General features: G+C 72.6%; 11 protein-coding genes. 2 read left to right on the top strand and 9 right to left on the bottom strand.

Features of this window, described 5'->3' with window-relative positions:
• Positions 1-1,664 (bottom strand): N-acetylmuramoyl-L-alanine amidase (locus A8711_RS23000; RefSeq protein ID WP_069089293.1); only part of this gene is annotated, 1,664 nt, incomplete at its 3' end.
• Positions 1,665-1,684: 20 nt separating this feature from the next.
• Complete coding sequence (locus A8711_RS22995) at positions 1,685-3,133, bottom strand: FG-GAP-like repeat-containing protein (protein WP_069089292.1); 1,449 nt, start codon at positions 3,131-3,133, stop codon at positions 1,685-1,687.
• Positions 3,134-3,374: 241 nt separating this feature from the next.
• Between A8711_RS22995 and A8711_RS22990 the strand changes: the two genes are divergently transcribed.
• On the top strand, positions 3,375-4,439 hold the full coding sequence (locus tag A8711_RS22990; protein ID WP_013476124.1) for a LacI family DNA-binding transcriptional regulator: 1,065 nt from the start codon (positions 3,375-3,377) through the stop codon (positions 4,437-4,439).
• On the opposite strand, the gene A8711_RS22985 is transcribed toward A8711_RS22990, so the two are convergent.
• Genes A8711_RS22985 through A8711_RS32155 form a run of 7 tightly spaced genes read right to left on the bottom strand, consistent with a single transcriptional unit; the run spans position 4,429 to position 16,758 of the window.
• Positions 4,429-6,063, bottom strand: coding sequence for a fucose isomerase (locus A8711_RS22985; RefSeq protein ID WP_043325476.1), 1,635 nt, complete (start codon positions 6,061-6,063; stop codon positions 4,429-4,431). The two genes, A8711_RS22990 and A8711_RS22985, sit on opposite strands and share 11 nt — an antisense overlap.
• Positions 6,060-7,613, bottom strand: coding sequence for an FGGY-family carbohydrate kinase (locus A8711_RS22980; RefSeq protein WP_051611156.1), 1,554 nt, complete (start codon positions 7,611-7,613; stop codon positions 6,060-6,062). The genes A8711_RS22985 and A8711_RS22980 overlap by 4 nt, the downstream gene beginning before the upstream one ends.
• 14 nt (positions 7,614-7,627) lie before the next feature.
• On the bottom strand, positions 7,628-8,623 hold the full coding sequence (locus tag A8711_RS22975) for a substrate-binding domain-containing protein (protein WP_013476121.1): 996 nt from the start codon (positions 8,621-8,623) through the stop codon (positions 7,628-7,630).
• A 26-nt stretch (positions 8,624-8,649) separates the two neighbouring features.
• A complete protein-coding gene (locus A8711_RS22970) occupies positions 8,650-9,744 on the bottom strand; it encodes an ABC transporter permease (protein WP_043325477.1) in 1,095 nt (364 codons plus the stop codon).
• Positions 9,741-11,354 (bottom strand): sugar ABC transporter ATP-binding protein, encoded by a 1,614-nt coding sequence (locus A8711_RS22965; protein ID WP_051611158.1) that lies wholly within the window; start codon positions 11,352-11,354, stop codon positions 9,741-9,743. Before A8711_RS22965 ends, A8711_RS22970 begins: the two co-directional genes overlap by 4 nt.
• Entirely contained in the window at positions 11,351-13,474 is a 2,124-nt protein-coding gene (locus A8711_RS22960) for a family 43 glycosylhydrolase (RefSeq protein ID WP_043325478.1), read from the bottom strand. Before A8711_RS22960 ends, A8711_RS22965 begins: the two co-directional genes overlap by 4 nt.
• Entirely contained in the window at positions 13,474-16,758 is a 3,285-nt protein-coding gene (locus tag A8711_RS32155) for a DUF2961 domain-containing protein (protein WP_084789495.1), read from the bottom strand. The genes A8711_RS22960 and A8711_RS32155 overlap by 1 nt, the downstream gene beginning before the upstream one ends.
• 395 nt (positions 16,759-17,153) lie before the next feature.
• On the opposite strand from A8711_RS32155, the gene A8711_RS32500 reads away from it, so the two are divergent.
• On the top strand, positions 17,154-18,274 hold a 1,121-nt coding region (locus A8711_RS32500; RefSeq protein WP_176722866.1), incomplete at its 3' end, for a VCBS repeat domain-containing M23 family metallopeptidase.

Genomic DNA, 18,274 nt, shown 5'->3' with positions numbered 1-18,274 from the left:
GCGGTGGCGGGGCCTTGGGTGAAGGTGATGAGGTCGTCGCGGCCGTCGCCGTTGACGTCGCCGAGGGCGGGGAACTCCCCGGCGATGGAGAAGTAGTCGTGCCATTTCACGGCGGTGCCGGTGAAGGAGGTGCCGGTGGACAGGGCGACGTAGACGTCGGCGTCGGTGTCGTGGGTGAAGGTGATGATGTCGTCGCGGCCGTCGCCGTTGACGTCGCCGACGGCGGGGACTTCGGTGCCGGGGGCGAACCAGTCGTGCCATTTCGCGGATGCGGCGAAGGATGTGCCGGTGGACAGGGCGACGTGGACGTCGGCGGTGGTGCCGTGGGTGAACACGATGGCGTCGTCGCGTCCGTCGCCGTTGACGTCKCCGGTCAGGGGGGTCTCTCCGGGCAGGGCGAACCAGTCGTGCCACTTCACCGACGTGCCCGCGAACGACGAACCCGTCGACGTGGCCACATACGCGTCGGCCAGCGCACCGTGGGTGAACGCGACCACGTCGTCCCGGCCGTCACCGGTGAAATCCGTCGGCGAACCACCGAAATAGCGGGCGGTCGGGCCCCCGCCACCCTGGTTCACCAGCGAGAGGTAGTAGTTCCAGTTCCAGTTCGGTCCCGGGTCGGTGTGGTCGTTACCCGGGATCTCGTTGTGCCCCTTGATGCCGGTGCGGTTCTTCGGGATGCCGTACTTGTCGCACAGGTAGCGGGTCAGCGCGGCCGAGGAACGGTACATCGCGTCGGTGAACCAGGCCGGGTTGTCGACGTACCCCTCGTGCTCGATGCCGACGCCGTACGCGTTGCCGGACCGGGCGTGGTACGCGGTGTCGCCCTCGCGGACCATCTGGGTGATCTCGCCGTTGCTGGACTTCACCACGTAGTGGGCGCTGACGCCGGACGACGGGCTCTGGAACCAGCTGACCGTCCCGGCGTACGAGCCCTGGGTGACGTGGAGGATCACAGTGGTGATCCGGCTGGACCGCCCGATGCCGTAGTTCGCGCCGTTCGCGGCGACCCACCGCGCCGCCGGATACTCCGGCACGGCTGCGAGCGTACGGGGCGCCGTGCCGGCGGGGGGAACCGCGGCGTAGCGGCCGCGCTCCGGCTCGACCCGGTACGCCCGGACCGGCACCGCGCCTGGGATGCCCTGCTGCACCAGCTCGTAGATCCCGTCCGCGTACAGGCGGGCGGTGGCGTCGTCGGCCGCGCCGCCGTACCGCGCCACCACCGGATACCAGGCGGTGACCCGGTCCCGGTCCCGCGCGGTCAGCCCCTCGGCGTCGGCCAGCTCGCGCAGCACTGCCGCGCCGCCGCGGATGTTCGCCGGCGTGACGGTCTTCAGACGCGCGACCGGCTCACCGGTCAACGCCGCCGCCCGTTCCAGGCTGTGCCGGACCGGGTTGCTCACCAGGTGCATCACCCCGTAGCCGTTGGCCTGGCTCGGCTCGCCGCCGTGCCCGTCCAGGCGGGACTCGCCGTAGCCGACCGCTACCAGGACGTCCCGGGGCACGTCGTACTCCTGCGCCGCCCGCACGAAGGCGGCGTCCAGCGCGGTACGGCCCGGCGGCGTCGCGGACACCGGCGCGGGCTGCACCGCGACCGCGCCGGCGAGCGCCGCCACCAGCAGGGCGACGCCGGCGCGCCGCCGTCTCCGTCGTGTTCCGGCCACGGGGGCCTCCCATCCTGGCGTCACAGCGTCACCTCACCGGTGAGGCCGAAGTAGTCGTGCCATTTGCTGCTGGCACCGAACGTGGTGCCGGTGGACAGGGCCACGTAGACGTCGTTCGTGGCGCCCTTGGTGAAGACGATGAGGTCGTCCCTGCCGTCGCCGTTGGCGTCGCCCAGGTAGGGAAACTCGCCCGGTAGGCAGAAGAAGTCGTGCCACTTGACTGTGGTGCCGGCGAAACCGGTGCCGGTGGAGGTGGCGGCGTACACGTCGGCGTCGGCGTTGCAGGTGAACGTGACGACGTCGTCCTTGCCGTCGCCGTTGACGTCCCCCACCCGTGGCTGCTCGGCACCCACGGCGAACAGGTCGTGCCACTTCTGCGGCGCCCCGAACGACGTGCCGGTGGACAGCGCCACGATCACGTCCGCCGCCGACGCGGGGCCCTGGGTGAAGGTGATGATGTCGTCGCGGCCGTCGCCGTTGACGTCGCCCAGCGCGGGGAACTCCCCGGCGATGGAGAAGTAGTCGTGCCACTTCACCGCCGTGCCCGAGAACGACGACCCGGTTGACAACGCCACGTAGACGTCCGCCGTCGCGTTGTGCGTGAACGCGACGATGTCGTCCCTGCCGTCGCCGTTGACGTCACCGACGGCGGCGATCTCCGCGCCGGGGGCGAACCAGTCGTGCCACCGGCCCGGCGACGCGAACGCCGACCCGTTCGACAGCGCCACGTACACGTCGCCGGTGTTGCCGTGCGCGAACGTGACGATGTCGTCGCGGCCGTCACCGTTGACGTCGCCCGTCGACGCGGTCTCCCCGCCGATGGAGAAGAAGTCGTTCCACTTCACCGACGTTCCGGCGAAGCCGGTTCCGGTCGACGTGCTCGCGTACACGTCGGCGGAGGCGTTCTGGGTGAAGGTGAGGATGTCGTCGCGGCCGTCACCGTTCACGTCCGTCGACGAGCCGCCTGCCATGCCGTGGGTACGCGCCGCCTGGTTGAGCAGCGTGCGCGCGGTCCCCGCCACCTGGTCGTACCGGTCGGGGAAGCCCGATCGCTGGACGCACTGGGCGACCTGGCCCGCCGTGTAGCCGGGGTTGTTGCGGTCGCAGGTGATCGCACGCGTGACGTACTGCGTGGTGGCGTAGACCGGGTCCATGATCTGCTCCGGCGTGCCCCAGCCGTAGTCCCAGCGCTGCTGGAACACGCCCAGGCTGGACTTGTCGCCGCAGGGCAGGTTGTTCATGTGGGACTCGACCCAGCCCGCCTCGAAGGTGGAGAGCATGACCTTGTCGTTGACGTTGTACGACCGGGCCACCCGGTAGACGATCACGGTGACGGCGGGGTCGTGGGTGGCCGGGACGGACGGGCAGGCGAGCGTGCCGATCGGTACGGCGGCGGCCGGCGCGCCGGCCGCGCCGGCCGCCGTGACGGTGCAGAGCGCGACAAGCATCGCCAGCAGATTTCGTCTCACCGTGCTCCTCGGGGGTGGGGGTGACCAGCGGCACCGGGCGAGAAATCGATTGCTGACGAGTCTCGTAGTCACCCACATCGATGTCAATAGCGGCGGCGGGACGCGATCGACCCGGTCGGAAATCGATTGCTGGACGGGTATAGGATTCCGTGCGATCTCCCGCGGTGGCGGTCTCACTCCGGTACGTCACCATCCGACGGGGGCCGGGCCGGAGCGCCCGGGCGACGACGACGGGAGCGCGATGACGACCATCTACGACGTGGCGCGTCGCGCGGGAGTGTCGCCGGCGACCGTCTCCCGCGTCCTCAACGGGCGTGCCTCGGTCGACCCGGACATGGCCGCCCGGGTACGGCAGGCCGCGCAGGACCTCGACTACCGCCCGAACGCCGTCGCGCGCAGCCTGCGCCGCAGCCGGACCAGCCTCTGGGCGGTCATCATCTCCGACATCGGGAACCCGTTCTTCACCTCGATGGTGCGCGGTGTCGAGGACGTCGCGCAGGAGGCCGGCTTCTCGGTCGTGCTCTGCAACGGCGACGAGGATCCGGAGAAGGAGGCCCGCTACGTGGCGGCGGCCCTGGCCGAGCGGATGGCCGGGGTGATCATCTCCTCGTCCGGGCGGCCGGCCCTGATCAGCCGCCTGGTGCAGGCCCGCATCCCGGTCGTGGCGATCGACAGGCAACCACGCGGCGTCGAGGTGGACACCGTGCTGGTGGACAACACCCACGGCGCCGAGCAGGCGACCGCCCATCTGGTGGGCAGCGGCTACCGGCGGATCGCCTGCATCACCGGCCCACGCCGGATCTCCACCGCCATGCAGCGGCTGCGGGGCTACCAGCGGGCGCTGAAGGCGAGCGGACGCCAGACCACCGAGGACCTGATCCGGTACGCGGACTTCCGCGAGGAGGGCGGCTACCGCGCGATGGCCTCCCTGCTGGAGACCGCCGAGCCGCCGGACGCGGTGTTCGCGGCGAACAACCTGATGACTGTGGGCGCCCTCGAGTGCCTCGTGGACAACGGCATCGGCGTGCCCGACCCGTTCGGCATCGTCGGGTTCGACGACATCCCCTGGGCGCACCTGGTCCGGCCCTCGCTGAGCACCGTCGCGCAGCCCACCTACGACCTGGGGCGCACCGCGGCCACGCTGCTGGTCGAGCGGATCGCCGACCCGGCCAAGGCACCCTCGACAGTGGTGCTCCACACCGAGCTGCGGGTACGCGACAGCTCGGCACCGTCGGCCGGCCGGCAGGGCCACGCGGTGGGCCGTGCCCGGTCGCGCGGCACTGCCGCCGGCTCGCTCAGATCGTGACGTCCCCGCACAGGTGCACCCGTACGCCCAGCTCGGCGAAGAGGGCGGCCTTGACCCGTAGCGCGCGGTCGGCGGTGCCGGCGTCTGGCGCGTAGACCACGTTGACGTGGTTGGCCTTGTGCCGGGCCATCAACTGGTCGCGGCCCACGCCGTGCAACACGGCGTGCATGATCGGCCATTGCGGTGTGGTGGCGTCCAGCCGCCGCCGGGTCTCCGCCTCGGGCAGCGCCACCACCGTGCCGCGCCCGAGGTCGACGTGCAGGCCGCCGTCCATCACGAACACGCGCGACCAGACGATCTCCCCCGGCTTCGACACGCCGCTGAGCGTGCCGCCGCCGAGCGGGAAGTACATCGGCGGCTGACGCATGCTGTATGACCTGTCGTAGCCGCCGTTGTGCGACGCGGGCACCGCACCGGAGATCTCGAAGACCCAGACGAAGTGCTCGCCGTACTGCTGCCCCCAGCGGATGTCGTGCAGCGTCGTCGCCGGGTCCAGGCCCATCGCGGTCCAGATCCGGTTGGTGACCAGCGAGTCCACGGCGACGCCCTCGTCGACCTCGTTGAAGTGCGGCAGCGCGACGCCCGGGTACAGCTCCCGGGAGCCGTCCCGGCTGGTCACCGGGGGGCGTTCGACGTTGTTCAGCAGCCCCTCGGCCAGGTCGCTGGCCGGCACGGTGTCCTTGAGCCCCTGCTGGTACTGGATCCCGACGGCGTCCAGGCCGAAGTCGTCGGCGATGCGCAGCGCGGCGACGTACATGCGGCACTGGCTGAGCAGTTGGGCGTACGTCAGCTCGGTGGCCTCGTCGGTGCCGGTGTGGAACGTCATCCCGGCCGCCTCCAGCCAGGCCAGCACCGCCCGCGCCTCGGTGTCGCGCACCCGCGCCATCTCCGCCACCAGCGCGCTCTGCGACAGGCGTTCCTTGAAGACGCCGAGCGGGTTGAGCAGCTCGTCGTCGATGATGGCGTTGTACATGCCCATGCAGCCCTCGTCGAAGACGCCGATGACGGCCCGCTCGGAGACGAGCTGCCGGGCCAGCGCCACGCCGAGTTCGACCTCCTCGTCCGGCCGCAGCACAGGCAGCGGGCGTACGTGGCTCTCGTCGTGCGTCACCCGGCCAGTCTCCAGCCACTTCTTCAGGCCGTCGCGCGCCCACTCGTCGGTGAAGTCCTCGCTCCACAGCGTCGAGTACCGCACGCCCGCCTTGGTGAGGCTGCCGGCGAGGTTGAGCAGGCCCACCAGGCCGGGGTACTCGCCGCTCCAGTTCGCCACCAGCAGGATCGGCCCGCGGTGGGCGCGCAGCCCGGCCAGCACGTGGTGGCTGTACTGCCAGACCGCCTCCACCACGACGAGCGGCACGTCGGCCGGGATGCTCCGGAAGACCTCGATCCCGGCGCGCTGGCTGTCGATGAAGCCGTGTCTTTTGCCCGGGTCGACGTCGTGACCGCGCCGGACGTGCCAGCCGAGCGCGGTGACCGCGGCGGTGAGGTCGGCTTCGAGCTGCCGCTGGGTGGGCCAGCAGGTGACGTTCGCGCTCAGCCGCAGGTCACCGCTGGCGACTGTGTAGACGGTGCGGGGCGGGGCGGCCGGGCGCTCGACCGGCACGGGCAGTGTGTAACGGGTCACGGGGCAGCTCCCTCGGCGGGCGGACGGTGGGTGGAGCGGAACGCGCCCGGCAGGCGTTCCTGCCGGGCAGCAAGGGCGTGAACCACAGATCGGCTACCGGCGTACAGCTCGCGGTAGAGCCGGTACAGCTCGTCGTAGTCGGCGGCGGGTTCGGGTCGTGGCCGCCGCACCCCGGCGATCGGGTTCCACGTCTCGATCGAGACGTCCATCACGGTCCGGGCGGCCAGAAAGGCGCCGCCGTAGCTGGCGCCGATGGTCTGCGCCGGGATCTGCTGTTCCCGGCCGGTGATGTCGGAGACGATCTGGGTCCAGAGCCCGCCCCGGGTGCCGCCGCCGACCGCGACGATCCGGCGGATGTCGCCGCCGGCCGCCTCGATCGTCTCGATGTTGTGCCGTACCGCCAGCCCGGTCGCCTCCAGCGCCGCCCGGTAGATGTCGCCGGGGCCGTGCGAAAGGGTAAGACCGGCGATCAGGCCGCGGGCCCGGGGATCGAGGATCGGCGTGCGTTCCCCGGCGAAGAACGGCAGCATCAGCAACCCGCGGGCACCGGCGCCGGAGCGTTCGGCGAGGCGGAGCAGCTCGGTGTGGTCGGTGCCCGCCACCAGGTCGCGTAGCCAGCCGGTGATCGCGCCGGAGGTCGCCATCCCGCCGGCCAGGTTGCGGGTGCCCGGCAGCGCGCCGACGGTGCCCCACAGCGACGGGCTGGTCAGCCGGTGCGGCACGGTGTGCACGAGGAACATGGTGGTGCCGTACATGAGCATCAGGTCGCCCACGCCCTGCGCACCCACGCTCAACGCCTCCGACCAGGCGTCAATCGTGCCCGCCACCACCGGAACGCCCTCCGGCAGGCCGGTCTCGGCGGCGGCCCCGGCCGTCACCTCACCGGCCACGTCGCCGGGCCAGCACAGTGGCGGAAGCTCCAGTCCGGGTGCGAACGGGTCGATCCACGGCCGGTACCAGTCCTGGGCCTCGGTGTCGTAGAACGGCGTGCACTGGCTTGCCGAGTGGTGATCGAGCAGGTAGCGACCGGTGAGCCGGTAGGCCAGCCACGAACTGGGCATGAACAGCCGGCGGGCACGGGCGAACAGTTCCGGTTCGGTGTCGGCCACCCACGCGATCTTCGGGCCCGCCGCCTGGCTGGACAGCGCCGACCCGCACCGCTGGATGATCTCGTCGGCGCCGAACCGCTCGTTCATCCGCTCGATCTGCTCCCCGGCGCGGGTATCCACGCCGTAGAGGACGGCCGGGCGCAGTGGAGTGCCGCCGGCGTCGGTGAGCAGCACGCACGGACCCATGCCGCTCACCCCGACCGCGCACACCCGGACGTCACCCGGAGCCAGCAGATCCCGGCTGAGGGCGACGAACTCCCGCCACCAGATCCGGCCGTCCATCTCGACCCGGCCAGGGCCGGGCCGGTCGACCCGGTGCTCCAGGACCCGGGCCCGGACCAACCGCCCGTCGGGGTCGACGAGAACCCCCTTGCTGCTCGACGTGCCAATGTCCACGCCGAGCACCACCGGCGCCGCCCGCCGCACGCTCGCGCTGCGCATCCCGGCCCCCGCGCTCAGAGGCCACCGAGCTTCGCGTACGCCTCGGCGGCGTTCTCCCTGGTGATCCGCATGGTGCCCAGCGTGGTGGTACGCGGGACGTCCTCGGCGCAGTCGACGAGGATCTTCCGGGCCAGCTCGACCGCCTCCCGGCCGCCGGTGGCGTACTGGAACGTGGCGGCGAGGCGGCCCTGCTCGACGGCCTTGATCCCGCCGGAGGGCACCGGCAGCGCGTCGATGCCGGTGAACTTGATCCGCTGCGCCTTGCCCGCCGACTTCGCGGCGAGGTAGGCGCCCTCGGCCATCGGGTCGTTGTGCGCGTAGATCGCGGACACGTCCGGGTGGGCCTTGATCAGCGCGTCCGCCACCGACTGTCCCTTCTCCCGCAGCCAGTCGCCGGGCTGGGAGGCGACGATCTGGATCTTCGGGTTGGCGGCGATGCCGTCGCGGAAGCCCTGCGCGCGCTCGGCGGCGGGGGTCGAGCCGGGCAGCCCGGCGATCTCGATCACCTTGCCGCCGTCGGGCAGCAGCGTCGTGGCGTAGAACTCGCCGGCCGCCTTGCCGATCGCCACGTTGTCGCCACCGATGAACGCGGTGTACGCCTCCCCCTCGACCTTGCGGTCCAGCACGATCACCGGCACGCCCTGGTCGTACGCCTTCTTCACCACAGCGGTGAGCGGCTTGGCCTCGTTCGGCGAGATGATCAGCAGGTTGATCTTCTGGGTGAGGAAGTTCTCCACGTCGGCGACCTGCTTGCTGTTGTCCTGGGCGGCGTCGGAGACCACGACGCGGAAGCCGGGCACCGACTTCGCCGCCGTCTGCACGTCGTTGTTCATCACCTGCCGGTACGGCTCGGCGTTGTTGGCCTGGGACATGCCGATCAGGAAGTCCTTGCCGGCGCCGCAGGCGCGGGCCCGCCCGGCGTCGTCGGACGGCTTCTCGACGCTGCACCCCGTCGTGATCGCCAGCGCGCCGGTGACCAGCAGCGCGAGCAGTGTGGTTCGCTTGTCCATCGGGTGGCTCCTCGGAGTCGGTTCGGTCAGGCGATGCCGCGGCGCAGCTTCTGCAGCGCCGCCGCGAGCACGATCACCAGTCCTTTGATCAGCAGCTGGACGTTGGCGTCGATGTTGTTGAGCGCGAGGATGTTGTTGAGGATGCCGAGCAGCAGCGCGCCGGCCAGGGTGCCGCCCATCGAGCCGGAGCCGCCGGCCAGGCTGGTGCCGCCGATGACGACAGCGGCGATCGCGTCCAGCTCGTATCCGGCGCCGTCGTTCGGGCTGCCCTGGTTGAGCTGTCCCGCGTGCACCACTCCGGCCACCGCCGCCAGGAGGCCGGCGACGGCGAACACGGCGACCTTGACCCGCGTCACCGGCACACCGGAGAGCCGGGCCGCCTTCTCGTTGCCGCCGATCGCGTAGACGTGCCGGGCGAACGCCGTCGTCCGCAGCACCACCACAGCGGCCACCCCGATCAGGACGAACAGCACCGCCGGCACCGGGAACACGCCGTTTATCGAGCCGTTCAGCAGTTCGAAGGCGGGCGGCGCCTCCTGGGGTCCGTCGCCGTAGGCGATCGGGATACCGAGGCCGCCGGACCAGATCCGGGCGATGCCCCGGGCGACCTGGAGACCGGCCAGTGTCACGATGAACGACTGGATGCCGAGGCGGGCCACGGCGTACCCCTGGAGCGCGCCGAACAGCACGCCGATCGCGAGCACGGCGGCGACGGCGGGCAGGATGCCGAGTCCGGAGTCGACCATGAGCGTCGCGGTGCCGACGGCCGACAGGCCGAGGATCGCCCCGACCGACAGGTCGATGCCGCCCAGCAGGACGACGAACGTCATCCCGATCGCGATGATGCCGATCTCCGACACCGCGCGGACGATGTTCCCCAGGTTGCCGGCGGTGAGGAAGAGGATCTCGCCGTCGCGGCGCGGTGAGGCGAGGATCGCCACGACGAAGATCACGAGCAGCGCGAAGAGACTCTGCACCGCGAAGAGCCGGTCGGCGAGTTCCCGGCGGCTGCGCGGCCGACGCAGCCAGTGGGCCGTCGCGCCGCGCAGTCCGGCCGTACCGGCGGCGGGCAGCGCCCCGGTCACGGCCGGCTCGGGCGGCGGCACTCGGGTGTCGGTCATCGGTCGTCCCTTCCGGCGGCCGGGCCGCCCATCGCCGCCGCGAGGATGTCCTCGCCGGTGCAGCCGCCGGTGGCGAGGTCGGCCACGGCCCGGCCACGGCGCAGCACCACCACCCGGTCGCAGACGCCGAGCAGCTCGGGCAGTTCCGAGGAGGCGAGCAGGATGCCCATGCCGTCGCCGGCGAGCCGGCGCAGCAGCCGGTAGATCTCCGCCTTCGCCCCGATGTCGACGCCGCGGGTCGGCTCGTCCAGCAGGAGCAGCCGCGGCTCGGTGAGCAGGTGCCGGGCGAAGACGACCTTCTGCTGGTTGCCGCCGGAGAGCGCGCCGACCGGCGTGGCCGCCGACGCCGTCTTGATCGCCAGGTCGGTGACCGACCGCGCGACGGCCGCCCGCTCCCGGCCGCGGCTGACGAACCCGGCCGAGGTCAGCCTGGACAGGGCGGCCAGCACGATGCTCCGGCCGACCGGGTGTTCCAGGACGAGCGCGGAGCGGCGCCGGTCCTCGGGCACGAAGCCGACGCCGGCACGCAGCGCCGCGCGGGGCCGGCGCGGCGCGTACGGGCGGCCGGCCAGCAGGACCGTGCCGGTGCGGCGGCCCGCGGGCCCGGCGCCGAACAGGGTCTCCAGCAGTTCGGTACGTCCGGCGCCCATCAGCCCGGCCAGGCCGACGATCTCGCCGGCCCGCACGGTCAGGCTGACGCCGTCCGGCTCGCAGCGGCCGGGCCGGGGCGTCCGGGGCCGCACGGCCAGGTCGGTGACACGCAGCAGCGGGCCGCCGCCGGCGGATCCGGGCGGCGGGCCGGGAGCGCCGGCCGTGTCCGCCGGGGCGGGCTCGAACAGCGACGCGGCCCGGCCGCCGACCATCATCGCCACGATCCGCCGCCGGTCCATCCGGCCGGCCGGTACGACACCGGCGACGGAACCGTTGCGCAGCACCGTCGCGCGGTCCGCGACGACCTCGATCTCCTCCATCCGGTGGGAGATGTAGACGACGCCGACGCCCCGGCGGCGCAGGCCGCCGATTGTGGTGAACAGCCGCCGTACCTCCCCGTCGGCGAGCGCGGCCGTCGGCTCGTCCATGACGAGTACGCGGGCGTCCAGGGCGAGCGCCTTGGCGATCTCGACGAGTTGCTGCTCGCCGACGCGCAGCGAGCCCACCGGGCGGCGCGGGTCGATGTCTGCGCCGAGCCGGTCCAGGTGCTCGCGCGCGGTGCGGCCCGCGGCCCGCCGGTCGACTGTGCGCAGCCGGGTCCGGGGCTCCCGCCCGAGCACGAGGTTGTCGGCCACCGAGAGGGCGGGCACCAGGTCGAGTTCCTGGTGGATGGTCGCGATCCCGGCGGCCTGGGCGGCGGCCGGGCCGGTGAACCGTACCGGCGTCCCGTCGACTGCGACTTCTCCGTCGTAGTCGGTGATCACGCCGGAGAGGATGTTGATCAGGGTGGACTTGCCCGCGCCGTTCTCGCCCAGCAGCGCGTGCACCTCGCCCGCCCGTACGTCGAAGTCGACGCCGTCGAGGGCCGTCACGCCGCCGAACCGCTTGGCCACTCCGGTTGCCGCGACCACCACCCGGCCGCTCGGGCCGGGCGCGTCGCGGGTGTCCACGCCGGTCACGGGATCGCGTTGATCGCGGTGTGCGCGGCGTCGGCGAACTGCACGTCCCGCCGGACCCCGCTCGCGGTCAGACGCCAGGTGCCGCCCGCGTACTGGCCCGGTGCCCAGGACAGGCCGCCGGAGCGCCACAGCGGCTGCCAGGCCGCCATCGCGTGGCCGGCGTCGTACCAGGTGTTGTCGCCGCGCCAGGCCGATCCCCACCGGTGCGCCGCGACCACCGAGAGCCCGTCGCCGGTGCTCATCGTCCAGCGGGGCATGCCGGTGACGTCACCTGTCGGCCGCGCCTCCACCGCCGGGTCGCCGACCAGCGGGGACGCGCCGTCGATGTTGAACGCCACCTCCCACACCGCTGCGGTCGGCCACCCGTTCACCGACCAGGTGACGTCGCTCTGCAACCCGGGGCCGGTCCACCGGGGCGTCACGGTGAGCAGCCAGTCGGCGGTGACCGGCTCGTCGCCGAACGGGATGCCGACCAGGTTGATCCGGGAGCCGTCGGCGGACACGTCGACCCGGGCCGGCGCTCCGGCCCGGTCGGTCACGTCGAACCGGCCGACGGCGAGGTACGGCCCGGTGCCCCGGTGCGACGAGTCGAGCGCGGGACGGTGATTGCCGGCCCCGGCCGGGTCGACGGCCAGCTCGGCGATCCGGGCGCTGGGCCAGGTGCGCACGTCGGCGCGCAGGAAACCGGTGGTCACCGTCCAGCCGCGCGCCACCACGCCGGTCGACCAGGTCAGCGGCGCCAGCCAGAGCCCGCCCTGACCCCAGCCGGCGTGGGTCAGGTACCAGTTCGAGCCGTCCACCACGACCTCGGCGGCGTGCGCGTCCAGCACCGTCACCTTCTCCGCGCCGTTGAAGCGCAGCGGGTCGCGGCTGCGGTAGACGGCCGTGCGCCGGTACGCGGCGCCGTAGTCGGTGCCGTCGCAGCAGACGAACAGGTACCACCACTCCCCCCGGCGCACCACGAACGGCGACTCCGTCTGCCCGCCCGCCCGGCCGGTGTGCGGCGAGGTGTACGCGATCGCGCGGCCGCTCCACGAGCGCAGGTCGGTGCTGGTCCGGTACGCCACGACATGGTTGCCGCCGGACGGGCTCGACGTGGCCGTGTAGTACATGACCCAGCGGTCGCCGACCCGGGTCACCATCGGGTCGCGGCCCTCCCACCCGTCGGTGAACAGCGGGTTGGCGGAGCTTCGGGTCCAGGTGAACAGGTCGGTCGAGGTGGCCAGGTGCATGCGGTACCGGGCGTAGTCCGGGTTACCGGCCGCGTAGAACATGTGGTAGACGCCGTTGTGGTGGACGACGTGCGGGGCCCAGATCCACTGCTCCCCGGCCCCGGGGTCGGCGGCCAGCGCCACCGGCCGTTTCGTCCACGGGCCGGTCGGGGTGGGCGCGGTGGCGTGCCCGAAGACCTTCTCGTCCTGCGGCGCACCGGGTTCGGCGTGGGTGATGCCGAACAGGTGCCACACGCCGGTCTGCTCGTGCCGCACCAGCGTRTGGTCGTTGTAGTACCAGGTCGTCGACTCCCCGGCGCTCGGGTCGTAGACGCGTGTGGACGCGCCCCGCGCCGGTGTCTCACCGAGCGTCTCGTACGGCGTGGTGGTGACCGCCGCGAGCGGGCCGACGCGACGCAGCGTCACCGTGTCCAGCCCGGCGAAGAAGCCGGTGGAGGACGCGGACCGGCCGGTCACCGTGACGGTGAGGCGGTGGGTGCCGGCCGTCAGCGACGCCGAGCCCAGCGGCACCGCGCCGGTGCGCTGCACCGCGCCCGCGTACCCGTCGAAGAGCTGGCCGACCGCCACCCCGTCGACGGCGAAGCGCAGCGTGCCGTAGTCGCCGGCCCGGGTGAGGACCGCGCCGAGGTCGTACTGCCCGGCCGGCACCGACGGCAGCGCGAGCGTCACCGCGTCACCGGCGCGGGCGCCCCGGAACCACAGTTGCCGTCCGCCGGACCAGCTCACCCCGCAGCAGTCGGCCTGCGCGCCGACCGGCGCGGTGGCGGAGACGACGGCGAGCGACTCGGCCTCGAACCGGACCGGGTCGTCGGCCGCTGCCGGTCCGGCCGGGACCGCCACCAGGGCCACCCCGAGCAGGAGCGCCGCGAGGGCACGCCGGGCGCGCATCACGACACGCTCGGGCGGGGCAGGTCGGTGCCGGGGGCGAACCGGTCGTGCCAGCGGTTGCCCGGTGGCCCGAATCCACCGCCGGTGGAGAGCGAGACGAACACGTCGGCGGTCAGGCCCCTGGTGAACGCGACCACGTCGGCCCGGCCGTCGCCGTTGAAGTCCCCCACCCCGGGCAGCTCGTCGCCGAAGGCGAAGTGGTCGTGCCACTTCCAGGAGTTCTGCACGAAGCGGCCCCCGTCGGAGAGCGACACGAACACGTCGCCGGTCGTACCCCTGGTGAACGTCACGATGTCGTCCCGCCCGTCCCCGTCCACGTCGCCCACCGCCGGCAGCTCGTCGCCGGTGGCGAAGCTGTCGTGCCACTTCCAGCCGTCCTCCACGAAGCGGGTGCCGTCGGAGAGCGACACGAACACGTCGCCGGTCGTACCCCTGGTGAACGTCACGATGTCGTCCCGCCCGTCCCCGTCCACGTCGCCCACCGCCGGGAACTCGTCGCCGAGCGCGAAGTGGTCGTGCCACTTGACGCCGGGTCCGAAGCCGGAGCCGGTGGAGAGCGCCACGTAGACGTCGGCGGCGGCGCCGCGGGTGAAGGTGATGATGTCGGCGCGGCCGTCGCCGTTGACGTCGCCGACCGCCGGGATCTCGGCGCCGACGGCGAAGAAGTCGTGCCACTTGACGCCCGCGGAGTAGCCGGAGCCGGTGGAGAGCCCGACGTAGACGTCGGCGCTGTCGCCACGGGTGAACGTGATGACGTCCGCGCGGCCGTCGCCGTTGACGTCGCCGGTGAGCGGCACCTCCGCGCCGATCGCGAAGAAGTCGTTCCAGGGCCGGCTGTCCGGCACGAACCGGGTGCCGTCGGAGAGCGACGTGAACACGTCGGCGCCGGCGCCGCGGGTGAAGTCGACGGCGTCGTCGCGGCGGTCGCCGTTGGCGTCGCTGGTGTTGCGGGTACGGGTGGTGGCCGACACCTCGGCCGAGGGCGCGGCGGCGTTGCCCGACCCGTCGACAGCAACGACCCGGTAGTAGCGGGTCTGCGCGGCCGGCAGCGGACCGTGCCGGAACGTGGTGGCACGTGTGGTGCCGACCAGGTTGGCGGCGGTGATCGCCACCCCCGGGTTCCGGGACGCGTAGACGCGGTAGGAGACCACGCCGACGTCGTCGGCGGAGGGGGACCAGGTCAGGCCCAGCGCGTGCACGCGCCCGCCGGCCAGGGCGAGACCGGCGACCGGGGCCGGGGCGACGGTGTCGGTGAACGGCGCGATCATGCTGTCGGCCAGGTATCGGGCGGCGGTCCAGGCCGGCGCGCCGCTCGCCGGGGTGAGCTGGACGGTCACCGCCGAGCGGCCCGCCGTCAGCGCCGCGGGCAGCACGAACTCGTCGGCCAGCCAGCGCTGCCTGTCGTTGCCCAGCGGCTGGAGCCACACCCCGGCCGGTGTGCCGTCCACCGACACGGCCGCCTGCTGGTAGCCACCGGCCTGGTCACCGTGGCGGCGCAGCCGTACCCCCTGGTTGGCCGGGTCGATCGCCAGCCGGAAGCGGACCGGGGCGGTGGTGGCGCGGACCTGGCCGGTCTGCGGGACGTTGTCGTCGTCGCCCTCGAAGGCGGCGGTGAGCGCGGTCTGGGTCGCCGCGGAGTCGGTGTACGCGTGCGCGGCGCGGCTGGCGGCGTCGCCGGTGACGACGGCGTCGGTCCGGCGCGTGGTGACGGTGCGCTGGGTGTAGAGGAACGCGGTCGAGGCGTACTCGGCGGGCATGTCGTTGGCCGGTCCGTGCTCGATGCCGAAGCGCAGCGCGGTGCCGTACGCCACCGCGTCGCCGATCATCAGCCGGTAGGCGGCGTCGCACTCGTCGGCGCATCCGCCGCCGCGGACCAGGTGCGCGGTGTTGCCGGTGAAGACGCCGCTGTACTCGCCGCGGTTGAAGTACCAGCCCGACTCGTAGAAGTCCTCGGTGCCGGTGCCGTAGATCTGCGGCGTGGGCGAGCCGTCCACGTGCACCCGCTCGTCGCCCTCCAGGTAGTTGCGGGTGTTGCCGCCGATGATGTGGCCCCGCATGGTCTGCGAGACGCCGACGAACCGGCCCCGGCCGGACTGGTCGGCGATGATCCAGTCGGTGCCGCCGACCGTCTCGGCGCGGCGTGACTGGGTGGTGAAGGAGCCGGCGTTGCCGTCGGCGGCGAGCCGGGACGTCCACTCGGCGCCGGGCGCCGACGTCACCTCGACCTCGACGCCGCCGACTGTGGCGCCTGTCGTGTTGACGAGCGTCAGTGCGGCGGCGGTGCGGAACGGCATCGGCCACCATGCGCTGTACCAGCCGCCGGGCGCGGAGTCCATGGCGAACATCAGCGACCGTACGGTGCGCTCGCCCAGCCCGGCGCCGAAGAACTCCCCGATCGGGCTGTCCACTGTCGTACGTCCGTCGAACGTCATCCGCAGCCGCAGCCCGGCGAGCGTCGGCGCCCCGGCCGCGGCGTCCGGTACGCGCAGCCGCAGCGCGGTGATCGCGCGTGGCCCGGTCAGGGCGGCCAGTGACACCTGCCCCTGCGCCGGGGCGGTGACGGTGACGCGCGTGGTGGAGGCGCCGGCCTGGGCGGGCTTCGGGTCGCGGGTGCCGGCGGCGCGCAGCAGCGTGACCACGTCGGTGGCCGGGTCGGCCGGATCGAACCGGGGCACCCCTGCCGCGTCGGTGAAGGTCCGGTAGGTGACGTGGTGGAACAGCGGGTTGTTCTGGGTGGTGATCCGCATGGACTCCCGGTAGGGCATGGGCACCTTGACGGTGACGCCGCCGGACGTCTGGTCGGCGTTGCTCACGAGCGGCGCGACGAACGGGCTGCCGAGCCGCCCGTCCACCAGATCCTGGAGGTCGGCCTGGACGACCACGACGCCGTCGAGTTCGACGCGGATCCAGCCGGTGGCGCGGACGTTTCCGTCGTCGCGGGTGAACCAGATCGACTGCACCTCGCCCGGACCGCGTGCCTCGGCGATCACACATCCCCCACTCCGACGCAGACACGACCAGGTGCCGACGAAGCCGTCGTCGTTGGAGCCGTCGCGGCCGAAGCTGGAGAACTGGTGGGTACGGGTGCCGGCGGCCAGCTCCGGCAGGCGGTCGAGCCGGCGGTAGGCGTCCCAGCCGATCGGTCCCTTGTCGTCGGCGACGGCGGGAGCGGGAGCGGACGCCGACGTGGCGGCCGGCGCGGCGGCGGACGAGGTCGCGGGCACGGCAACGGCCAGCAGCGCGGCTGCTGCGGCGCCGGCCCAACGGCCGATGCGAAGCCTCATCGGTGTCCCTTCCGAGCAGCCGTAGGAGTCTGAGAAATCGATTGCTGGCGAGTTAACTTCGAGGCTTCCACGGTTGTCAATACTTGCGCCCGGCTTTCCCTCCGGGGCAGGAATCTTCGCGGCGGGTCGGCCTGCACGCCGCGCAGCCAGGCCGGGCGGAAGCGACGCTGAAGGAAGTTTTCCGCCGGCACTCACCACCCCGTCGGGTATTGACAGGCTCCGAAGTCTGCGGTTTCACTTCTCCTCAGCGCCACCGTCCCGCCGATCGGGACGCCAGCCGCCCCTCTCTCCGACGCGAACTGTCAGGGCCCGCCCATCGGCGACACCGGCCCCTGGCTCGACACGCCCACGCGCCGCTCCGACAGTGCATCCCTCTTCCGACGAGGAGTCACCGCATGCCCAGATTCCCGACGAGTCCCGCCCGGCGGGCCCTCGTCGCGCTGCTCACCCTGGCCGCGGCCACCCTCACCGCGGTGACGGTCGCCCCGTCACCGGCACTCGCCGCGCCCACCTTCAAGGCACCGTTCCCCTGCGGGCAGCGGTGGACGTACAGCCACCACAGCGCCGAGGTGCGGCAGGCGCTGGACTTCGTCCGCGCCGACGGCGGTGTCACAGGCGGTACGCCCCAGGTGGCGTCCGCCGCCGGAGTGGCCCGGCGCTACTCGCAGCCCAGCGGCGCCGGCAACTACATCGTCATCGACCACGGCGGCGGGTGGACCACCTACTACTTCCACCTCAGCGTCTACTCGGTGCCCGACGGCGCCTACGTGCAGCAGGGGCAGCAGATCGGGATCACCGGCAGCACCGGCAACTCCTCCGGCGCGCACGTGCACTACGAGCAGCTCTACAACGGCGTCGGCCAGGTCATCTCGATCAACGGCGTCTCGCTCGCGCCGTATCCCGGCCAGTACAACCAGCGGTTCCTGGTCAGCGACAACTGCGGCACGCCACCGCCGCCGCCCGCGCCCCGCTATTTCGGTGGTTCGCCGACGGATTTCACCGGTGACGGCCGGGACGACGTGGTCGCGTTCACCCACGGTGCGCTGGCCGACGCGTATGTGGCCACGTCGACGGGTTCGTCGTTCGCGGGCACGTCGGTGAAGTGGCACGACTGGTTCGCCCTGCCCGGAGAGACCCCCCTGACCGGMGACGTCAACGGCGACGGACGCGACGACGCCATCGTGTTCACCCACGGCACCACCGCCGACGTCCACGTCGCCCTGTCCACCGGCACATCCTTCGCCGCATCCGCGAAATGGCACGACTGGTTCGCCCCCGGCACCGAAGTCCCCGCCGTCGGCGACGTCAACGGCGACGGCCGCGACGACATCATCACCTTCACCCACGACACCGACGCCGACGTCTACGTCGCCCTGTCCACCGGCACCTCCTTCACCGGCACCGCCGTGAAATGGCACGACTACTTCTCCATCGCCGGGGAGTTCCCCGCCCTCGGCGACGTCAACGGCGACGGCCGCGACGACCTCATCACCTTCACCCAAGGCCCCGCCACCGC

Source organism: Micromonospora sp. II (genome assembly GCF_001709195.1).
In the GTDB taxonomy this organism is placed as follows: domain Bacteria; phylum Actinomycetota; class Actinomycetes; order Mycobacteriales; family Micromonosporaceae; genus Micromonospora; species Micromonospora chalcea.
Note: the sequence above shows the minus strand (reverse complement) of the source record. Positions and strands in the feature narration are given on the sequence as shown.